This window comes from Legionella sainthelensi, from assembly GCF_900637685.1.
Taxonomy (GTDB): domain Bacteria; phylum Pseudomonadota; class Gammaproteobacteria; order Legionellales; family Legionellaceae; genus Legionella; species Legionella sainthelensi.
In genome coordinates this window covers 3,737,616-3,754,863 of the sequence record NZ_LR134388.1, presented here as the reverse complement: position 1 = coordinate 3,754,863, position 17,248 = coordinate 3,737,616, and the positions used below count along the sequence as shown (strand labels likewise).

Genomic DNA, 17,248 nt, shown 5'->3' with positions numbered 1-17,248 from the left:
CAATGTTTACGCTCTCAAAGAGTTGGTTAAATGTACACTTTGATTTGCAATATATTACATTGTACTTAATATTTAAAGAGGGTGAATTGGGATAAAGGATGGTATTGGTGTCATTTAAGCGATATAGAGGGATTAATTGTGATGAAGATAATCGATTGAGCTTCGCTACCTGGCTCAAAAAAAGCGGCGTAAAAGCCGCTTTTCAATACTCTTTTCATATAAAAAAGTTTTATATGAACCGCAAGAAAAAATTAACAATAGGAAAATGCTGTATCCTTGCTATGATCTTTCAAGAAAGGATTCATAACTATGTCAGTTATCCTAAGCATGTCCCTGTTCATAATATCTCTTGCATTATGATTGATTACAAATTTTTCTATTTCTTGTGACTCGGTATCATCAATAAATGGCTTTTCATGGTGAGCCATTGCCGACATAAGCGGGGCAAAAGACGCAGAGGCCTGATAAGCCTTGACATCCGGTAACCCTTTCTTCAATTGGTCTTGATAATAACCTATAATAACCTGTAGATGCTCTTTTAATCTTACGACATCTCCAAACAAAGATCGATAAGGTTTCTCATCTTTCACCGCAGCATTTAATCGAACTAAAATATTATTCATATCATTGATATAAGCTTGATTATCAATAAGATTTTGACGACCTTGACCATAGTGGTGAGATTTCAAAACACTGTTATTTTTATCTACCAATTGATTAAAGTTATAAACTATGGATGAAATATCATGAAGAGCATATGAAGAACTTAATAGGTCATATGCCTCTTGGCTTGTTAATGGTAATTTTTTAGATTTCTCATCGGAGTTAAAAAACGAATCTTTAGGCGAGTTGGAATAATGTTTCATTATTTCCCCTTGTGTGTTAATAAACTATCAAAAAGGGCAAAATTATACCATCCTTATATTAAGGGAGGCTTAATAAAGTTAATTTTTGTGCAAAAAATGGCTAAATTAGATTGATTTATCCATTAGGGTTTGGAACCAAATGTAATGCTACTCCTGTAAACGCCTTATTGAAATGTTCAAAACTGTCATAATACTCTGCGAATGAAGGATACATTTTGACTTCACCATGTTCAGGATCAATGACTTGAAACTGCTCTTGCCATACTCTTGCGAATAAAACATGAAGTCCCTGACTCCGCGAAGAGCGAGAGATAAGAAAGGTAAAGCCCTCTTTAAAAAACGCGTTGTTTATGGAATAAGGATTTTCTATTTTTAGTACACTGTATTGATCTATCTTGTTTTTATTCTGATGAAATAAGGTATATTGATTTATAATATGCTGTGATAATTTAGGGCGACTGTTTTTAATTCTGTTGCTTAAATCTAATAAATCTTCCGTTTTTTCTACAAAATCCAGGCCGATCATTTTTATTTTATATTGGCTCAGATAGAGAATAACTTTTTCAATATCTGCTTGTTGGCCAGGTCCTAGCCAAATGTGCTTATAAATCTCGAGCTCTTGGGTGCGCGTGGGTTCATTAATCAATTTAAGTTCTTTTAGAACCATTAAAATACTACAAGCAAAACAAGAACCAGGAAAAGTTTGTATTAAAGGAATAAACTCAACGTTGGAGAGACCAAATAATGATTTATCAATATTATTTAGTAGATTCGATAATTCACTATCTTCTAAAACATAATCAGCCAACTCATTCGATGAAACAATCATCTATTCAAAACCAGAGACCAGGTGTTTGCAGAGAGTTTTGTTTTCAACCAAAATATATTTTTTAATCTCTTCAGCAATATTTTTTGTCTTATAAAAGCTGAGATTGATAGCCATTTTTTTCTGTTCTAGCTCAAGACAGAGTTCGTTAAGACAGCTTATAATTTCTCGTTGGAGAGAGGTAGGAATATTTTTATCAAAAGTGATAACAATATTCTTTTCCCAATCATCTTTACCTAATGACTCAAGAGACGATCTTATTTTTTTCAGAAAGACCTGTAAAGAAGTTAAAGTTGCGCTACAGTTTGATTGATTAAGATAAATTTTCATTGGTTAAATCTATATAAAATACTTAAATAAAGTATATTTTGGTTGATTATAGAACAAAAACCACTTTAAATGATAGATGTTTTAAACATCGGGCAAGCAATGAAATTATGAACTCAAATCATCAATTAAAAATTGTTCTAGCTAGCGCCTCTCCAAGACGCTTGCAAATAGTGCAAGAACACGGATTGACAGCAGTGGTTATGCCGGCTGATATTGAAGAAATTCGACAAGAAGACGAAGAAGCTAAAGAGTATGTAACTCGCCTTGCGCGAGAAAAAGCACAAACGATTTTGTCTCGAGGAGCAATAAAGAATGCTGCGCTTATTTTGGCCGCAGATACTACAGTGGTTTATCAGAACCATATCTTAGAAAAACCTCGCGATCATGAAGATGCATCGCGAATGTTACATCTGTTAAGTGGTCATTCTCATGAAGTGTATACAGGTTATGCGCTAATTTTTCTACCCGAACAGCAATGGTATGTTAATTATGTGACAACCCATATTACTTTTCATCCTTTAACAGAACAGCAAATAAAAAATTACATCGATTCAGGAGATCCTTTTGACAAGGCTGGAGGATATGGTATTCAACAAGTAGGTGATACCTTTGTTAAAGAAATAAAAGGCTCCTATTACAATGTAATGGGATTGCCTATTGAAGAGATTTTGGAAAAAATATCACTTCGAGACTTTAAATCATGTGCATCGTAACAAAATGGAGCATGGTTTGATTAGTAAATGATTGTTTAACGAACTCCATGTTTTGACTGGTTGCCATGTCACTTAATGATTATTTATTTTTTAATTGCCATAGAGTTAATTGGGCTATGGAATGCTGAAACGTACGCTCAGTTTCACGGATTACGAACGGAATGTCTTCTGTTGCAAGCAAATTAAATCGAGGTTTTAGTAAAGACTTTAAGCCTTCGAGAGTCTTTTGAAATTCTCCATTAACTCTAATCCCCCCAAGCCAATTGGATTTATCAGTGTATTCTTCACGCCAAGTATAGGAAGAGGTTAAAGCCAGGAATCCTTTCGGTTTAAGACGATCGCTGATTGATGTTAAAAAAAGGGTTGGATTATAGAGTTTGTCTATTAGATTACCGCAAAATATGAAATGATACCCTTTAAAAATTGGCTTAAGATTACACGCATCGCCCTGAATAAAATGAACTTTATCAATTAAATCATGATAACCTAAATCGGATAGTTTTAATTCTTTATAATCCACTAAATCACCTTCAGAAGCTAGTGCATATCGAATAATTCCGGCTTCTTTTAAATGCACTCCTTGTTGGATAAAGCGAGTTGAAAAATCAATTGCATCCACATGTTCAAAGTACTTGGCTAATTCAAAGCTAAAACGACCAACAGAACAACCAATATCCAATGCTTTTAAATGGGGGCCTTCCATAAAAAATTCTTTACATCGATTAATACATGCGACAGGGAAATTAGGTACTCCGAAATATTCATTTCCATAATGAAATTCTAAAGATTGAGAAATTAACGGATCAGTTTCATAGCCATTTATTTTTTCTGTTGGTGGTAAAGGCGTTTCACTTTGTACGTAGCGAAAACCTGCATGTTGAAAGAAGTGACGCCTAAACGCGTAACGAGATTTTTTTGTGGCTAAATTACCTGTTGAAATCCAAGAGCCTCCCTTGATTAAATTGTGCTGCCCATCAAAAGTTGGGGTGGAAAAATCATCATATAACTGATGCACTTTAAAACCCGGAAATGCATCTATTGGTGTTTCAGTCCATTGCCACACGTTGCCTATAACATCATAGAACGATCCATTTTTAAATTTATTAATTGGGCAGGATGAAGCATAGTATTCAAGATGAATATTTCCTGGGGCTTTTTGCCAATCAGTGACATTTTCTTCAATTTTATTACGAAGAATAGTCCACTCCTCCTCTGTTGGGAGGCGGATATATTTATTTTCAAGAAGTGATTTCCAATTGCAAAAAGCTTTAGCCTCATGGTAATTTACTTCAACAGGCCAGTTAAGCGGTAAGGGTATTTCTTCAAGTAAGTTTCTTTGCCAAAATTGACCATTTTCAAAGCGCCAAAAGCGAGGCATTTTTGCTTTGGTATACATTAACCATTGTTTTCCTTCAGAAGTCCACCAGTCAAAGTTTTCATAGCCTCCGGCCTCAATAAAGAGTAAAAACTCTTGATTAGAGACTAAAAACTTTGATGCATGAAAATCATTGACTAAAACCTCATTGCTACCATATTCGTTATCCCATCCAAAGAGGGTATTGTCATACCCACGACCTAATAGGAGGTGTTCACCCGTTACGGCGATTAATTCATTTAGTGGGGCATTTCCTACTTCTTGGCAAGATGGCCAGTTTTGGGATTTATGTAAATAAACTAATGGAACCATTCTTAAAATGACAGAGGATGTTTCAAGATGAATTCGTTCGTGTTCAATACCCATTAAAATGAGCCAAACTATAGAATCCTGGTTTATTGGTGTTCCGGCAGGTATTGAATCAATCAATCGTTCAATTAATATTTTTACTCGCTTGCGATAATCAGTAACTTCTTTTACTGTTGGCCAATTATAATGAGCAGTATTCAAATCATCCCAAGACATTTCATCAACACCAACAGCAAACATTGATTCAAATCGTTCATTAATTCTTTTGTCAATGTATTGTCCAAGAATAAGTTTATTGATGAAAAAAGTCGCTGTATGGCCGTAATAGAATATCAAGGGATGCCTTAATGGCTCGGCACGCAGGTAATAGGCGTCCTCATCTGCAATGCAAGCAAATAAGTTTTCATAAATTTCAAAGGTCTTTTGAAAATACTCTTTCAACGCATCTCGTTTTTGTGCAGTTAATGAACCATCCAGCACGAGAGTTTTGCATGTATTTATTGGGTGTGCTTCCATTCTCTAATACCTATTTTTGAATCCATAATAATCTTAAAGTGTATGCATATTTCGCGCCAAAAATGGATAGGCAACGGTTTGTTACACGCTAGGTACAAAAATAATAGTCTATCAGAGTGCTCTATTATAGGTATTTGATAAATAAATTTAATTAATCTATTCTAATAAGCACTTGTCTTAATAAAGTAGTTATCAATATGGATGTTCATGAACTATCTATTGGCTTGGAATTAGAAGCCAATGTGATTGATATAGATACAGGAAAGGCGAGTCTCGACTTTAACAACAGAGCGTTTCAAAAAATTTCAGCCTATTTTCTTTCTCAGGGCTATCCCGCGCTTCAGACGGAGTTTGATGCTGCTACAATTGAACTGTCTACCTTGCCTTATCACAATTTGGATTTGGCGTTTCAGAACCTTTCTACCTATTTGCATGCTGCCAATCATTTTTTATCGCAGCAAGGAAACTTGTTGCTTTTGTTAGGTTTGCATCCGGGAAGAGGTCGTGATGAATTGGTCATGACGGATAGCCCCTATTGTTTGGCATCTTTACCGCTCATGGCGGAACAAGGCGGTCCCTTATTTTATTGCAGTTACCAAATAAATCTCGGGATTGGTGTTAACGACATCGACTATTTGATTCCATTATGTCATTGGCTGCAAGTATATATGTGGCCATGTTCTGTAATCACCCAATCTTCTCCTGTTTTTGCTAATAAAAACACCAATTATAAATCATTTAGGGTTCGCCTTAATGACTCTCTAAGTGGGAGTCGTACCGGTCCATTACCTTTAGACATTCGTAATTTAAGTGAATTGAAGCACTATTGTAATCATTTACCGGATAAAGCAGATACACGACGTCAATATAATGTATGGTATGATATTCTTCCGAAACCGCTTGATCCAGCAAACCCTTTTGCTGGTTACCGTATTGAGATCAGAGTTGCTGATACTACAGCACTTTCAAAGCTTTATGTGTTTACGCAAGCAATGCTTCTCACTTTTATGAGTATTTTACATAAATTAAGAGAAAATGAATTATTACTTCTTCCAGAAAATAGGTGGTTCATTCTTAATCGCGATAGCGTATTAAAAAAAGGAAATGAGGCGAGAATCACGCGAAACGGAGAAGAGTTTTTTTCCATAAAGGAGTACCTTAATCTTATTTGGCGTCCAATAGTTGCAAACTATGCTGACTATTTGAGTATCGATATAGATAAGCTTATTTCTGAGCTGGTTCAGGAGTCTCGTTCTGAGAGTATCTTAAAACAATTTCCAGCGATAACTCCAGATCAAATTGCACTAAATTATGCTTATTCCGATTTCAATCTAAGCGAGTAATGAAGTTATTGATCACGCCATAAAATTGCTGCTATCTCGCCTTGATCCTGAAATACCTCCAACAAATTATCCAATGAGTTAATCGGGATATTATTAACAACTAGGTGAAATACCAAATTATGATTATTTTTACTATGGATATACCCTGCTAAAGCTTGCCCCTTAAGGAGCATTCCAGATTCTGTGCCCACTACATAAGAACCTGGTTTTGCATAAACATTGCCAGCTGCCCCAGCGAGTGTTGGATTTGCTTTGAAATTCTTAACAAAATCTAATGAGCCATCGACTGCAAGGATGGGTAATGCATTAAAAAAGGCATCGAAAGACGTTTTTTGTTGTGACATTATTTCTAACCATTGAGTAACGACTCTACTTGTTGCCGTGGTATCACCTCCGCCGCTGCCATCAACAAAATGATAATCTGAAGTGGTAATACCGTATTTGTCGTGGAGTTGTTTTTTCTCCATAGCTAAACTGCCGGCCATAGTACGCTCCCCATCGGTGAGGCCCAAAAGCATTAGGCTCGTATCGGCACCTATATTGTAACTCACTTTGAGAATAAATTTTGCATGCTCTTGGTATGCTGGTGATTGAAGCGATGCAGCCTGATTCTCCTCATTATAAAAATGGCTAGGTTTGAGTAGATGTGTGGGATTATCTTTTACTTTGGTAATCTTGGACACATCAACCCCTGCTTGTTGCAGCGCCTCAATGAATACTGTTCTTGCGAAATTCGCAGGTTTTGTGATTCTATAAGTTTGAATCAGGGGGTAGCTGTTGGTCAACGGAGGAGAAAAGTTGCTTGGTAAATCTCCTTTGATTAAGCCAAAACAATTGGGTTTTCCGATACACTCAGGCAGGATAGGTTTGAGTTCCAGGGTATATTTTTTATTGGGCTGTACGGTAACGAGCTCATTGACTACACTAAAAGCGTCTGATTTTGGACGCCAGTCCACAAGCGATTTTTCTTTGACTTTACCAGGGTTAATAATGACGTCAACAACATCATCATTAACAAATATAGGAGAGACATAAAATTGATTTCTAAAGTAGAACGCATTAAAAAGCCTGTCATCAATAATAACATCGCCATTTATTGAATTAATACCCGATTTTTTGATTTGTTTTGCTAAATCTTGATATCCTGCCAAAGGATTTGTTTTCGTAAGAATTGCATTACCTAAAGAATCAGCTTCATTATGATCAAATGGAGTAAACGCGATTTTACCATTGGGAAGGGTACGGCCGCCCATCGTCAAATCACCAGATGCAACCAGCACTAGATTACCCTTCAGGTTTCCATCCTCAATCACCCCCTCTTTATGCACTGTAGTTAGAGAGTGATGGCCTGGACCTACCTTATTTAATAATTCACCTACACTAAATATTTTACGAACTGAACCTATAAAAAAATGAGTGTCTGAATTTAAATTTAACACTTCCTTTCCTGTTTCAAGATTCAGAACACGTAACCCCCACGTTGCATTTTTATACATAGGCTTAGTGATGATTGTCTCTATATCCCCAGGGATAACTGTTGATGATGTCGATGCAGTATCAGTGCCTTGAGACATTGTTGTCTTACTTAAAACGGGCATAGATAAGATCATTAACAGTAGAGAAAGCAGTATGGTGGTCGAGTTGTTCTTAAGCATGGGCTTTGTCCTTGTTTGCCATAAATAGGGGCAATATGCATGGAGGCATTTTGTTATGTCGGCCACTAGAATATTCTATGATATGGATGATTTTTTCAAGTATAAATCAACAGCACGAAGTTAATTTTTAGGAAGATTTGAGATGGGCCATAATAAAATCTAATAAGAGTCGGGTTCGTTTGGGTAAGGCGTGCTGATGAGGATATATTGCATACAAATGGTAAAAACCAAAGTCATATTTTGTAAGAATTGGCTGTAGTTGCTGTTGCTGTAGTGCTATTCTGGCATTAAAATCAGTGAATTTACCTACTCCATACCCGTTAATGCAAGCAATAAGCGCACTGTCTATATCATTGCAATGAAATTGGGGTTCAAATGTGATACTTCCCTGTTTGTTATTATACGTATAATTCCATTTTTCGTGATTGATGTGACTTGAGTTCATGCAACTGATTATTCTATGATTTAATAACTCGTCTACTAATTTAGGTTCTCCATGTTTGCGAAGATACTCAGCACTGGCGTATAAACAAATCTTTTCTTTAGTTATTAGCCTCATTTGTAAACTGCTGTCTTTTAACATGGTCTCATCATCCATATAACCTGCGCCACGAATTACTAAATCCAGGTGTTCTTTGACGAGATCCAACTTTTGATTACTGAGTACTAAGTCAATTTTGATATCTTGAAAATCATCTAAAAATTGGCTTAAAAGAGGTGTTAAATAATGCCGTCCAAAATAAAAGGGAGCGCTGACTCTTATTAACCCCTTTGGTTTTTTCGCTGATGATTGGATTAAGGTAAGTGCGGTGTCTAATTCCTGTTGGATGCGGTAAGAATGTTGCCAAAACAGTTTTCCTTCGGATGTTAAGTGCAACTGTCTTGTGGTTCGTTTGAGAAGTGTGACACCAAGCTTAGATTCCAAGTGCGCAATGCGGCGACTTACTAAACCAGCAGATAACCCTAAATGTCTTGCAGCGTGACTAAATCCACCTTGTTGCACTACAGCCACAAATAGTGCTGTATCGTCTAACATTCCCATCGATTATATGCAAATAGTAAAATATGTTGTTCATTGTAAGTCATTGTTTCCTTATAGGAAACAACTTACCCTCGTTAAGGATCGTAGTTCAGAGAGATTTTATTGGAATTTCTTTTATTTTAACCCGTTACCGAGAGTGATCATGGATAACACGCATTTAATTAACCTGCCTGTGATTGATATTTCAAAAACGAAAGATCAACAGTACGGACTTGAAGAATACCGTAAAATGGATGAGGCATGCAAAACCTACGGTGCTTTTTTTCTTAGTGGATTTGCATCAAGAGTACAACTTGATTTACAAGGTCTTTTTTCTGAAGCAGAAGATTTTTTTAATTTAGATATGTCAATAAAAAAAAGCTATATTGCCTCTGCGGATAATCGTTATTTAGGCTATAGAGGAATAGGTAGTGAGTTTAGCGAATTGGCTCATCGTCAACATGAACCGTGTGAACAATATAAAGTGGGTTATTTAAATGATTTAAAGAATAAAACATCGACACTTGGGGGGGAGGCTATTCAGGCGCATCGCTCAATCTTTAAAAAATATTTGCAGGCTGGTTTCTATTCGTTGGAGTATATTGGCGCCTATGTTTTAGCAATAATCGCTAGGAATTTAAATTTAGGGGAACATTATTTTGCTGATTATTGCAATCATCCCAATCATCAATTAGGGCTTAATTGTTATCCTCATTCGTCAAATCCCGGTTATGCTGAACAGTATGGGATGAGTGCCCACAAAGATTTATGCTTAATGACTATTATTGCTCAAGATAAACCTGGATTAATGCTAAAAGATGTCTGTGGCGAATGGAAAATTGTTCCCTACATTCCCAATACGTTATTTATTATGCTTGGTGAGTTTATTGAAATTTGGACGGATGGCTATTATCCAGCACCTCTGCATCAAGTTCTAAAATCAACCACAGAGAGAAGACTATCTATTGTTTATAAATTACGGCCAAATTATGACGCTGTAATCCCGGTGATTAAAGGAATTAATCCTCATTCCAATTCGAGTTCAAGAACGGTCATTCATACAGGTAAGGCGTATGACGATAAATTAAAAAATATTATGTATATCAATTAAAAAAGGATAACGAATTTGCAACCTAAGATTTTATTAGTCAAAGAATCCCGCCATAATGAAAAACGAGTGGCGTTGCTCCCCGGAGATGTGGCGCAATTAATCAATTTGGGTGTGATGGTGTATGTTGAGGATTCCGCAGGCGTAGGGGCAGGGTATAGTAATGCCGATTACATATTGGCAGGAGCTAACATCCGCCATATCAACTATGATGAGGTCGACAGTTATCGTCAGGCATTTAGCGACATCGATATTATTGTGCGTGTCAAACGGCCTGACCGAACGCGAGAGAAAATAGAAAATAGTGTCATAAAGCCGTACACCAAAATGGTAGGTTTATTGGATATTCTTGAAAGAGATTCTGAACATATTGCAGAATATCAACGAGCTAAAATTGAATATTATTCATTGGATCAGTTTCTTTTTCCGGCTAATACGCCAATGGATTCTTTGAAGGATATGAGCCGAATAGCAGGTAGATTAGCCTTGAATCATGCGCTTGAAACCTTTAATGCGCCTGTCCAACATGTTGCAATTATTGGAAGTGGTGAAGCGGGCACAGCTGCATCTCAAGAATGTATGAAACACAACATCCCCCACACCATAATAACGAGTGATGTATCCAAATCTGCATTGCTTAAATTACAAGGCATAAATAATGTCGTTGTTGAGCGGCATTTATCATTAAAGATGAGGCAAGATAAAATTTACCAAATAATTAAGGATGTGGACATCGTTATAACGACAGCATCAACCGCATGGATTGCTGCACCCATGTTAATTCCAGAGTCAACCTTACTAAAACTAAAAAATGGCACAATTATTGTTGATTTAGCGGTATCTGATGGTGGTAATGTGTTTGGTAGTAAACACGATGCGACAGTAACGCTAAAAAATAATGTAAAAATTATTAATGTAAGTGGTTACCCCAAACAGTTACCCATTGAATCCAGTCGCTCCTGGAGCATTGCGAGTTCTTATTTTCTGTACCTGTTATTAACATCGCAAGATACGTTAATAAAACTAAAATATTGCTAGGGTCTGCTGACAATTCAGATTCCTAAGTCTCACGACTTGGTCAGCAGGGTTGTCTATTTGAGAGGATATCATATCGTGGTGGACAATAAATCCCCACAGGGCAAGCCTGAGCTTGCCCTTGTTTCTTAATAACATTTAAATAAAAGTCATCTTCTAGCACTCATGGCACCTCGATGGAGGTGCCATGAGTGCTAGAAGATGCATGTTATATTCTGCTAGTCCTGGCACTAGCTAGCCACACATTTTTTCCAAAGCGTATCAATATTGATTGCTAGTAAAAGTATTTTTTATGGTTTAATGCATTGCTCACTAGCTTTCAAATCATTGGATAATTGTGGATGCTCTTTCATTACAAAATCAAATACTTTTTTTAGATTACTGTTTCGTTCATTTAGAGCATCTAAATGTTCTAGGAGTGTATCAGCAGTTGCCCTCCCAAGAATCACTTCTCTAAGGGCATTAGCGGCGTCAAGTTTTTGTGTTTTGGTAAAGGGAGTGATGATTGCAGAATATAAAAATTTGAACTGAGAAAATTTCGACGTATAAGTGCCTAATTTTTCTCTATTAGAAATATAGTCATCAATTTTTTCTAGGGTATTGTAAAGTGGCAATATTTTTTCTATTTCTTTGAGTTGTATCGATTTGCTGAGTAATTGTTGTCTTGCTGCAACACCCTTGGAAGTACTGGCATCAATATAAGAGCTTCCATTCTTGTCAATCGTAACACTTACGAAAGGAGTTATTTTTTATCAGAGTGAGCTGTTTTACCAACATTTATGGGGTATAGCCTATTAACCTCCTCTAATCTTTTATTAATATGATAGATTGCTTGTGCGATTTCTTCTGATGTTGCATTGTCTTTAAAGTAAATAGTGATGGCGGCCCCGGTTGTTGCTCTTAATTTGGACTCCTCATCAATTGCAACGCCAAGGTTCCCAATATTAGGATTTACCGCTTTAATAGCTCCTACAATACCGATATTTAATTGATTAATAACATTAGCAACTAAAAGACCATTTTCGGGACCTTGCTTTAATGGGATATGAAGTTTTAAGTCATTACTATTCTCTCCATTGTGTTTCAAATATACAAAAAATTGATTATTATCTAAACATATATTTTGCTCACGTAAAACATCAAGGTGACTGTCATGATCTATTTCATAGCTAAATTTGTATCTATCCTTCCTAAAGCTATAATATAGATTGTGACTTGTATCAATAGCTTTTTTTTGTTGTTCTGCCAGTTCCATTATCGACTTATGCATTTCTTCAGTATAAGGCATGATTAACTCCTTCTGTAATTTCGTAATAATCAGCAATAACCGTATACTTTCTATAATACAAATTGGATATTTAGAGAACATGAAATGCACAATCAAAATCAGATTAGTAATTATTCCTATTTAGAATATAGGGTGAGATAAAACCAGTTAAAATATTCTTGCCTCCATTTCAAATACCCCTGCTCATTCTGCGAGATAAAAACCTTCCTTTATCTAAGCATCGCCACCAGAACGCAAAACAATGCCTTTCGTTGGCTCCCTTTTTAAGCATCTTATACCATCCGCCCATTCCTCTGATGTCATTTTCATTTCACCGGGTACTTGCCATTAATATGAGTGGTTAAGGTCATCAATAAGACAAGTTGAATTCAGGAACTCTTGTAAATAGGTAGGAAGATAGTCCATGTTATCCATCATAATCCTTTTCTTGTAAGGACTTGCTTTAAAAGCTGACTCCAAATAGTGCAGGATTACCATTTGCCCCTCTTTGTTGTTGACAGAGAGAATTTGACGAATAAAGTTAGGTTGAGGCCACTTGCCATGTTCGCTCCAAAATAAATTGTGTTTCTCATAAGTATTCGAAAAAAGTAATTCATCTAAAATATATTGCAGCGCTAGCGGAGTTAATTTAAATAAAATATTGTCGACATGGGGATGTACCAATATTTTCATTAGGAACTCTATGCGTTTTTTTTCTGGGATTTGGAAGTATGGGCTAGGTTTTCCGCTATGTAATAGAATAGAGGGGATTGCATCCTGGTAGCAGGGCGTAGTGAATAAAAATGTGAATATCTGTTGTAACACATCAGGGCTCTTTTCCTGCATTATAAATTTCAATAAAGACTCGATTTCATTAGATGAAAAATTAGACACATAACAAATGAGATTATCCATGATCGACTGAAGTAAGTTTGCTTTCTCTGTTGAAGTACATTGACTTTCCGCGATCAATTCCAACAACATAGGAATGTTGTTCATATCCAGCATGGGCCTTTGCATTCGCTCCATTTCACCCTTTTTGAATTCTAGTAACGCATTTTTTTCTATACAGGCGTCAAATTTCCACTCAATCGGGCTTGTGTGGCTCATTGCTTCAGCACATAACATATTAACGAGTAATGAGTGAGACAAGGATATTTTGATTTCTGGATGTATGCGCTTTAATTTAGAAAACAAGTGAATAATACTTTCTGTTTTTACATCGATAATTTGGTCTATATGTTCTATGAAGTAGCTCATCATGCTATTTTTTTCATGGCTGTCCGCTTCTTCCAAATAAAAGTTAAAATGATCGAAAAGAGACATACTGCCAATGATTGCTTTGTTACATGCACCTTGTTCACTAACATAATAGTTAAAATTTTGAGACATATTATCAATAAACGTTTTAAAAAGTTCATAGGTTGACAGGGTCAGCATGGAACGAATGTAGGCTGTAATGTTAAGCGATAGATTCTTCTCTTTAAGGAGGTAATTGCGAAAATCTTGGGTTTCTTTTTTCAATGTTTCCTGATTTTTGTTGGAAAAAACAGCAAGTTTTTTCGATGATATAAATTGATCGTTAACGAGTTCAAACCAGCGATAAAGTGTCGTCAACGAGTTTTTCTGTGCCACTTCTTTCAAGGATTCATAAAAATTCGTTTTCCATGACATGGCCTGATAAAACGGAGTTTTTGCAAAAGATAAGGCTTCTGAAATACTTTGATCGCCAGTCAATAGGTTAATAGATTCTGATACCTCCAAAAATGCTTCTATGGACTGTTGTTGTAAAGGAAATGGGTTAAACACTCGAATAATTTTGTCGGATTTATTTTGTTGATTTTCAAATTCTTCTTTGCTTATTTCTGAATGTGTTCCTTCATCTGGGTGATACATCAGGTATAGTGGGGAACCCGATGCTGGAGGATAATAGGCAATGAGTACTTGATTAAGACCCTGTAAATTCTCGATAAAGTCACTCTCCCTTAGCGCGCGCACGGTACTTTCTTGGCTGCAATTGCTGGCATCCTTCGCTTGCAATGGAATAATGATATCAATCTTTGTCTGATCGGGATTACTATGTGCTGCGAATGTAATAAAACGTGCAGGAGTTGCACCCGTACAGGAGTTAGCTATTTTATTAAAATAGCCAAAATACAGCCCTTGTCCCTGTTTTAAGTCTTTAGGTAGTTTTGAGGAGTCTGCGGGATGAATGAGATCAAATAAATTTTTGTGAGATAAGTCGCGTTCATTAAGATAAATCCCGAGATTTTTTTCCCCAACACCTGTAGAAAGGAAAAGTGATCCAACAACAGTACTAAAGAAAGTACATCTGTGTTGGTGCTGATAATCTAAATCGATATCGTATTCACCAAGGGCAAGAACGCGTTTCTTTGCTTTTCCAATGAGCATCGCAGTAGAGTAATCAAAAAAATGAGGGGTAGGGTAGAGAATGATGAGATCAGCATCAGCAATTTCAGGAATTAAAGTAGATTCATTAAACTCATTAAGCAATTGATGAGGCATATTGCTTTTAAATAATGCCTTAACAGGCTCTACATATTTAGATTTAACATTGACAACCACCTTGATGTCAATTGGCTCACTTTGCCTAGCGAACTCATTTATAATACAGTGCTGTAATTTAGCGGCAGAACTTGGATCACCTAAGGTACCTTGGGGAGCATGGGTGATAATAACAATTTTCTTCATGCTTTTCTCCGAAAAAGAGTTTAGGGGTGCCAAGCACTTTGTTTCTAAGTGGATGAACCATTTTTTGCTGGAGTGATTTTAAAGAGACAATATTAAGGTTTTATTAAGGATTGCGTTTCTGTGCTGTTGTTTGCTTCTGTGGTGTTATGAAGCATGGGTGGGGCTGCGCCATTAATTTTGATTGAAAAATCCGCTGTTGTAATATAAACATCCTATATCAATAGAAGTTCCCTAAGCAATCAAAGAGGACAAAGTGAGAATTATTAAAAACATTACTATTATTTTTTTCATGATTGGATACATACAATGTGCTGCTGCCAACACGGCACAAGTCAACAAATCGGATGATTACTACATGAGAATCGTGATAGAGCTTGCAAAAAAAAATCCTCACGCGCCTTTTGCTGCGCTTATTGTTGATAATAAAACAGGGAAAATTTTGGCTAGAGGACTTAATGCCAGTAAAGTTAATCCGACTTTTCATGGAGAAATGGTTGCAATCAATAATTGCATCAAAAAACATCCGCAAGTAAATTGGTCAAATGTTACTCTATACACTACCGCAGAACCATGTTCCATGTGTCAAAGCGCTGTTGTTTGGGCAAATATTCCAAGGGTAGTATTTGCTACTTCTCTGGATTATTTAAAAAGTCATGGCTGGGATCAAATCAATCTTCAAGCATCAGAAATTAACAAGAAATCTCCTTTTTATCATGGGGTAATTACCGGGGGAGTTCTTGCTGATAAAGCCAATCCCTTATTTGCAGCTCCTTTTCATCATGAATAAAACCAGTTCGCTATAAAACGTGACCGATGTTTTATAGCGAATTCACGTAGTATTAGGGAGTTTGACATATTGGAGCGTGTACCGTTAAGTTTTCGCATACAGTTTCTTTACCCAAGGCCCAATAGTAAGCCCTTGAAATAAAATTGAGAAAATCACTACCATGTAGGTCATCATCAAAATTGCATCGAAAGCAAATTTATTTGTTTTTCCAACTGTGTCACACAAAGAAAGCGCTAGCGCTACGGATATTCCTCCGCGTAGGCCACCCCAAGTGAGGACTTTAATACTATGTGGTGCGAAGCCCAATTGACGTCGCATTAAAGTTAATGGAATTGCGACAGAAATCCATCGCGCCAAAATGACTATCGGAATCGCAATTATTCCAATCAACAGATATTGTTTGTTGATGGTTAATACCAGTACTTCCAGGCCAATTAAAACGAAGAGTACGGCGTTTAGAATTTCATCAAGCAACTCCCAAAAAGTATCCAGGTGCTCGCGAGTTTTATTAGACATCGCAAATTTTCGGCCATGGTTTCCGATAAGTAAACCAGCTACTACCATTGCTATGGGGGCTGAAATATGAATTCGCTCTCCTAATGCATATCCTCCCATCACCAGCGCTAGCGAAATAAGAATTTCAACTTGATAATTGTCAATGGATTTTAGCATTTGATAGGTGATATACCCCGTTACCAGTCCGAATAAAGCTCCGCCAATGGCTTCTGTAGCAAACAGTATTAATAAATGCGAGACACTGACCTCTTGCGTCCCTGTGGCCATTTCAAGAATACCAAGAAAAAGTACAACCCCCACGCCATCATTAAAAAGTGATTCCCCTGCAATTTTCATTTCCAAATTTTTAGGTGCGCCTAAAACTTTCAAAATACTTATTACTGCGATCGGATCAGTAGGGGAAATAAGAGCTCCAAAAAGCAGGCAGTAAATAAAAGAGATTTGAATGTTGAGCGTATGCAGGAGCCAATAGGTTAACAAGCCTACAAGGACGGTGGATATAAGTGTGCCAATAAGGGCGAGTACAGTAACAACGACTTTCTGTTCCGCAAGCTGGCTAATATTAACATGAAGTGCGCCTGCAAAGAGTAAGAAGGCCAACATGCCATGAAGCAGAGCCTCATTAAAATTGACCAGCCCTAAAAAGTCTTTGGCATTTGAAATGATTTCAGGCCATATCATGCCACCGATATTTAAGCTTAAAGAAAACACTAGGGCTATAGCCATTAACCCAATTGTCGGCGGAAGTTGAAACAATTTAAAATTGATATAGCTAAACATCGCCGAAAGCGTGATGAGCACGGCAATGATTTCAAAAAGCGACATAAACATTCCTCTGTTTCAACCGAATTGACATTATAGAGTCCATT

The 17,248-nt window shown here is 36.7% G+C and carries 15 protein-coding genes; 5 read left to right on the top strand and 10 right to left on the bottom strand.

The features are described 5' to 3' along the window. Positions 1-251: 251 nt before the first annotated feature. The 3 genes from EL220_RS16390 to EL220_RS19315 all read right to left on the bottom strand — a co-directional run bounded on the left by EL220_RS16390 (position 252) and on the right by EL220_RS19315 (position 2,022). A complete protein-coding gene (locus EL220_RS16390) occupies positions 252-866 on the bottom strand; it encodes a hypothetical protein (RefSeq protein ID WP_027272597.1) in 615 nt (204 codons plus the stop codon). A 115-nt stretch (positions 867-981) separates the two neighbouring features. After that, on the bottom strand, positions 982-1,695 hold the full coding sequence (locus EL220_RS16385; RefSeq protein WP_232002513.1) for a hypothetical protein: 714 nt from the start codon (positions 1,693-1,695) through the stop codon (positions 982-984). After that, the gene (locus EL220_RS19315; RefSeq protein WP_232002512.1) at positions 1,696-2,022 is read right to left on the bottom strand and encodes a hypothetical protein; all 327 of its coding nucleotides are present in this window, start codon (positions 2,020-2,022) and stop codon (positions 1,696-1,698) included. It abuts the gene before it with no gap. A 107-nt stretch (positions 2,023-2,129) separates the two neighbouring features. On the opposite strand from EL220_RS19315, the gene EL220_RS16380 reads away from it, so the two are divergent. After that, positions 2,130-2,735, top strand: a complete 606-nt coding sequence (locus tag EL220_RS16380; RefSeq protein WP_027272598.1) for a Maf family protein — start codon at positions 2,130-2,132, stop codon at positions 2,733-2,735. Positions 2,736-2,814: 79 nt separating this feature from the next. Here the strand turns inward: EL220_RS16380 and ovoA are convergent, their stop codons facing one another. Continuing rightward, positions 2,815-4,935 (bottom strand): 5-histidylcysteine sulfoxide synthase, encoded by a 2,121-nt coding sequence (gene ovoA / locus EL220_RS16375; protein ID WP_027272599.1) that lies wholly within the window; start codon positions 4,933-4,935, stop codon positions 2,815-2,817. 197 nt (positions 4,936-5,132) lie between these two features. On the opposite strand from ovoA, the gene EL220_RS16370 reads away from it, so the two are divergent. Beyond that, positions 5,133-6,278, top strand: a complete 1,146-nt coding sequence (locus tag EL220_RS16370) for a glutamate-cysteine ligase family protein (RefSeq protein ID WP_035906737.1) — start codon at positions 5,133-5,135, stop codon at positions 6,276-6,278. Between the two features lie 5 nt (positions 6,279-6,283). Here EL220_RS16370 and EL220_RS16365 read toward each other — a convergent pair whose 3' ends face one another. Continuing rightward, the gene (locus EL220_RS16365) at positions 6,284-7,933 is read right to left on the bottom strand and encodes a D-alanyl-D-alanine carboxypeptidase/D-alanyl-D-alanine-endopeptidase (RefSeq protein ID WP_027272601.1); all 1,650 of its coding nucleotides are present in this window, start codon (positions 7,931-7,933) and stop codon (positions 6,284-6,286) included. Between the two features lie 127 nt (positions 7,934-8,060). Next, positions 8,061-8,975 (bottom strand): LysR family transcriptional regulator, encoded by a 915-nt coding sequence (locus EL220_RS16360; RefSeq protein WP_027272602.1) that lies wholly within the window; start codon positions 8,973-8,975, stop codon positions 8,061-8,063. Positions 8,976-9,117: 142 nt separating this feature from the next. On the opposite strand from EL220_RS16360, the gene EL220_RS16355 reads away from it, so the two are divergent. Together EL220_RS16355 and EL220_RS16350 are read left to right on the top strand one after the other, a co-directional pair. Beyond that, positions 9,118-10,065, top strand: coding sequence for a 2OG-Fe(II) oxygenase family protein (locus tag EL220_RS16355; RefSeq protein WP_027272603.1), 948 nt, complete (start codon positions 9,118-9,120; stop codon positions 10,063-10,065). Between the two features lie 15 nt (positions 10,066-10,080). Beyond that, positions 10,081-11,100 carry a Rossmann-fold NAD(P)-binding domain-containing protein gene (locus EL220_RS16350; protein WP_027272604.1) on the top strand — a complete coding sequence of 340 codons (1,020 nt, stop codon included), beginning with the start codon at positions 10,081-10,083 and terminating at the stop codon, positions 11,098-11,100. Between the two features lie 287 nt (positions 11,101-11,387). Here the strand turns inward: EL220_RS16350 and EL220_RS16345 are convergent, their stop codons facing one another. The 3 genes from EL220_RS16345 to EL220_RS18385 form a co-directional block, all read right to left on the bottom strand. Beyond that, complete coding sequence (locus EL220_RS16345) at positions 11,388-11,711, bottom strand: hypothetical protein (RefSeq protein ID WP_128130949.1); 324 nt, start codon at positions 11,709-11,711, stop codon at positions 11,388-11,390. 128 nt (positions 11,712-11,839) lie between these two features. Then, positions 11,840-12,385 carry a hypothetical protein gene (locus EL220_RS16340; protein WP_128130948.1) on the bottom strand — a complete coding sequence of 182 codons (546 nt, stop codon included), beginning with the start codon at positions 12,383-12,385 and terminating at the stop codon, positions 11,840-11,842. 327 nt (positions 12,386-12,712) lie between these two features. Further along, entirely contained in the window at positions 12,713-15,076 is a 2,364-nt protein-coding gene (locus EL220_RS18385; RefSeq protein ID WP_035906740.1) for a hypothetical protein, read from the bottom strand. Positions 15,077-15,329: 253 nt separating this feature from the next. On the opposite strand from EL220_RS18385, the gene EL220_RS16330 reads away from it, so the two are divergent. Next, the gene (locus tag EL220_RS16330) at positions 15,330-15,863 is read left to right on the top strand and encodes a nucleoside deaminase (protein WP_051544806.1); all 534 of its coding nucleotides are present in this window, start codon (positions 15,330-15,332) and stop codon (positions 15,861-15,863) included. Positions 15,864-15,947: 84 nt separating this feature from the next. Here EL220_RS16330 and EL220_RS16325 read toward each other — a convergent pair whose 3' ends face one another. Next, on the bottom strand, positions 15,948-17,204 hold the full coding sequence (locus tag EL220_RS16325) for a cation:proton antiporter (protein ID WP_027272607.1): 1,257 nt from the start codon (positions 17,202-17,204) through the stop codon (positions 15,948-15,950). Positions 17,205-17,248: the final 44 nt, after the last annotated feature.

Bases quoted from the DNA above. Each gene is read 5' to 3' on its own strand.
- EL220_RS19315 (WP_232002512.1), bottom strand. From the start codon at position 2,022: ATGAAAATTTATCTTAATCAATCAAACTGTAGCGCAACTTTAACTTCT.
- EL220_RS16390 (WP_027272597.1), bottom strand. From the start codon at position 866: ATGAAACATTATTCCAACTCGCCTAAAGATTCGTTTTTTAACTCCGAT.
- ovoA (WP_027272599.1), bottom strand. From the start codon at position 4,935: ATGGAAGCACACCCAATAAATACATGCAAAACTCTCGTGCTGGATGGT.
- EL220_RS16355 (WP_027272603.1), top strand. From the start codon at position 9,118: ATGGATAACACGCATTTAATTAACCTGCCTGTGATTGATATTTCAAAA.
- EL220_RS16325 (WP_027272607.1), bottom strand. From the start codon at position 17,204: ATGTCGCTTTTTGAAATCATTGCCGTGCTCATCACGCTTTCGGCGATG.
- EL220_RS16370 (WP_035906737.1), top strand. From the start codon at position 5,133: ATGGATGTTCATGAACTATCTATTGGCTTGGAATTAGAAGCCAATGTG.
- EL220_RS16360 (WP_027272602.1), bottom strand. From the start codon at position 8,975: ATGGGAATGTTAGACGATACAGCACTATTTGTGGCTGTAGTGCAACAA.
- EL220_RS16385 (WP_232002513.1), bottom strand. From the start codon at position 1,695: ATGATTGTTTCATCGAATGAGTTGGCTGATTATGTTTTAGAAGATAGT.
- EL220_RS16380 (WP_027272598.1), top strand. From the start codon at position 2,130: ATGAACTCAAATCATCAATTAAAAATTGTTCTAGCTAGCGCCTCTCCA.
- EL220_RS18385 (WP_035906740.1), bottom strand. From the start codon at position 15,076: ATGAAGAAAATTGTTATTATCACCCATGCTCCCCAAGGTACCTTAGGT.
- EL220_RS16365 (WP_027272601.1), bottom strand. From the start codon at position 7,933: ATGCTTAAGAACAACTCGACCACCATACTGCTTTCTCTACTGTTAATG.
- EL220_RS16340 (WP_128130948.1), bottom strand. From the start codon at position 12,385: ATGCCTTATACTGAAGAAATGCATAAGTCGATAATGGAACTGGCAGAA.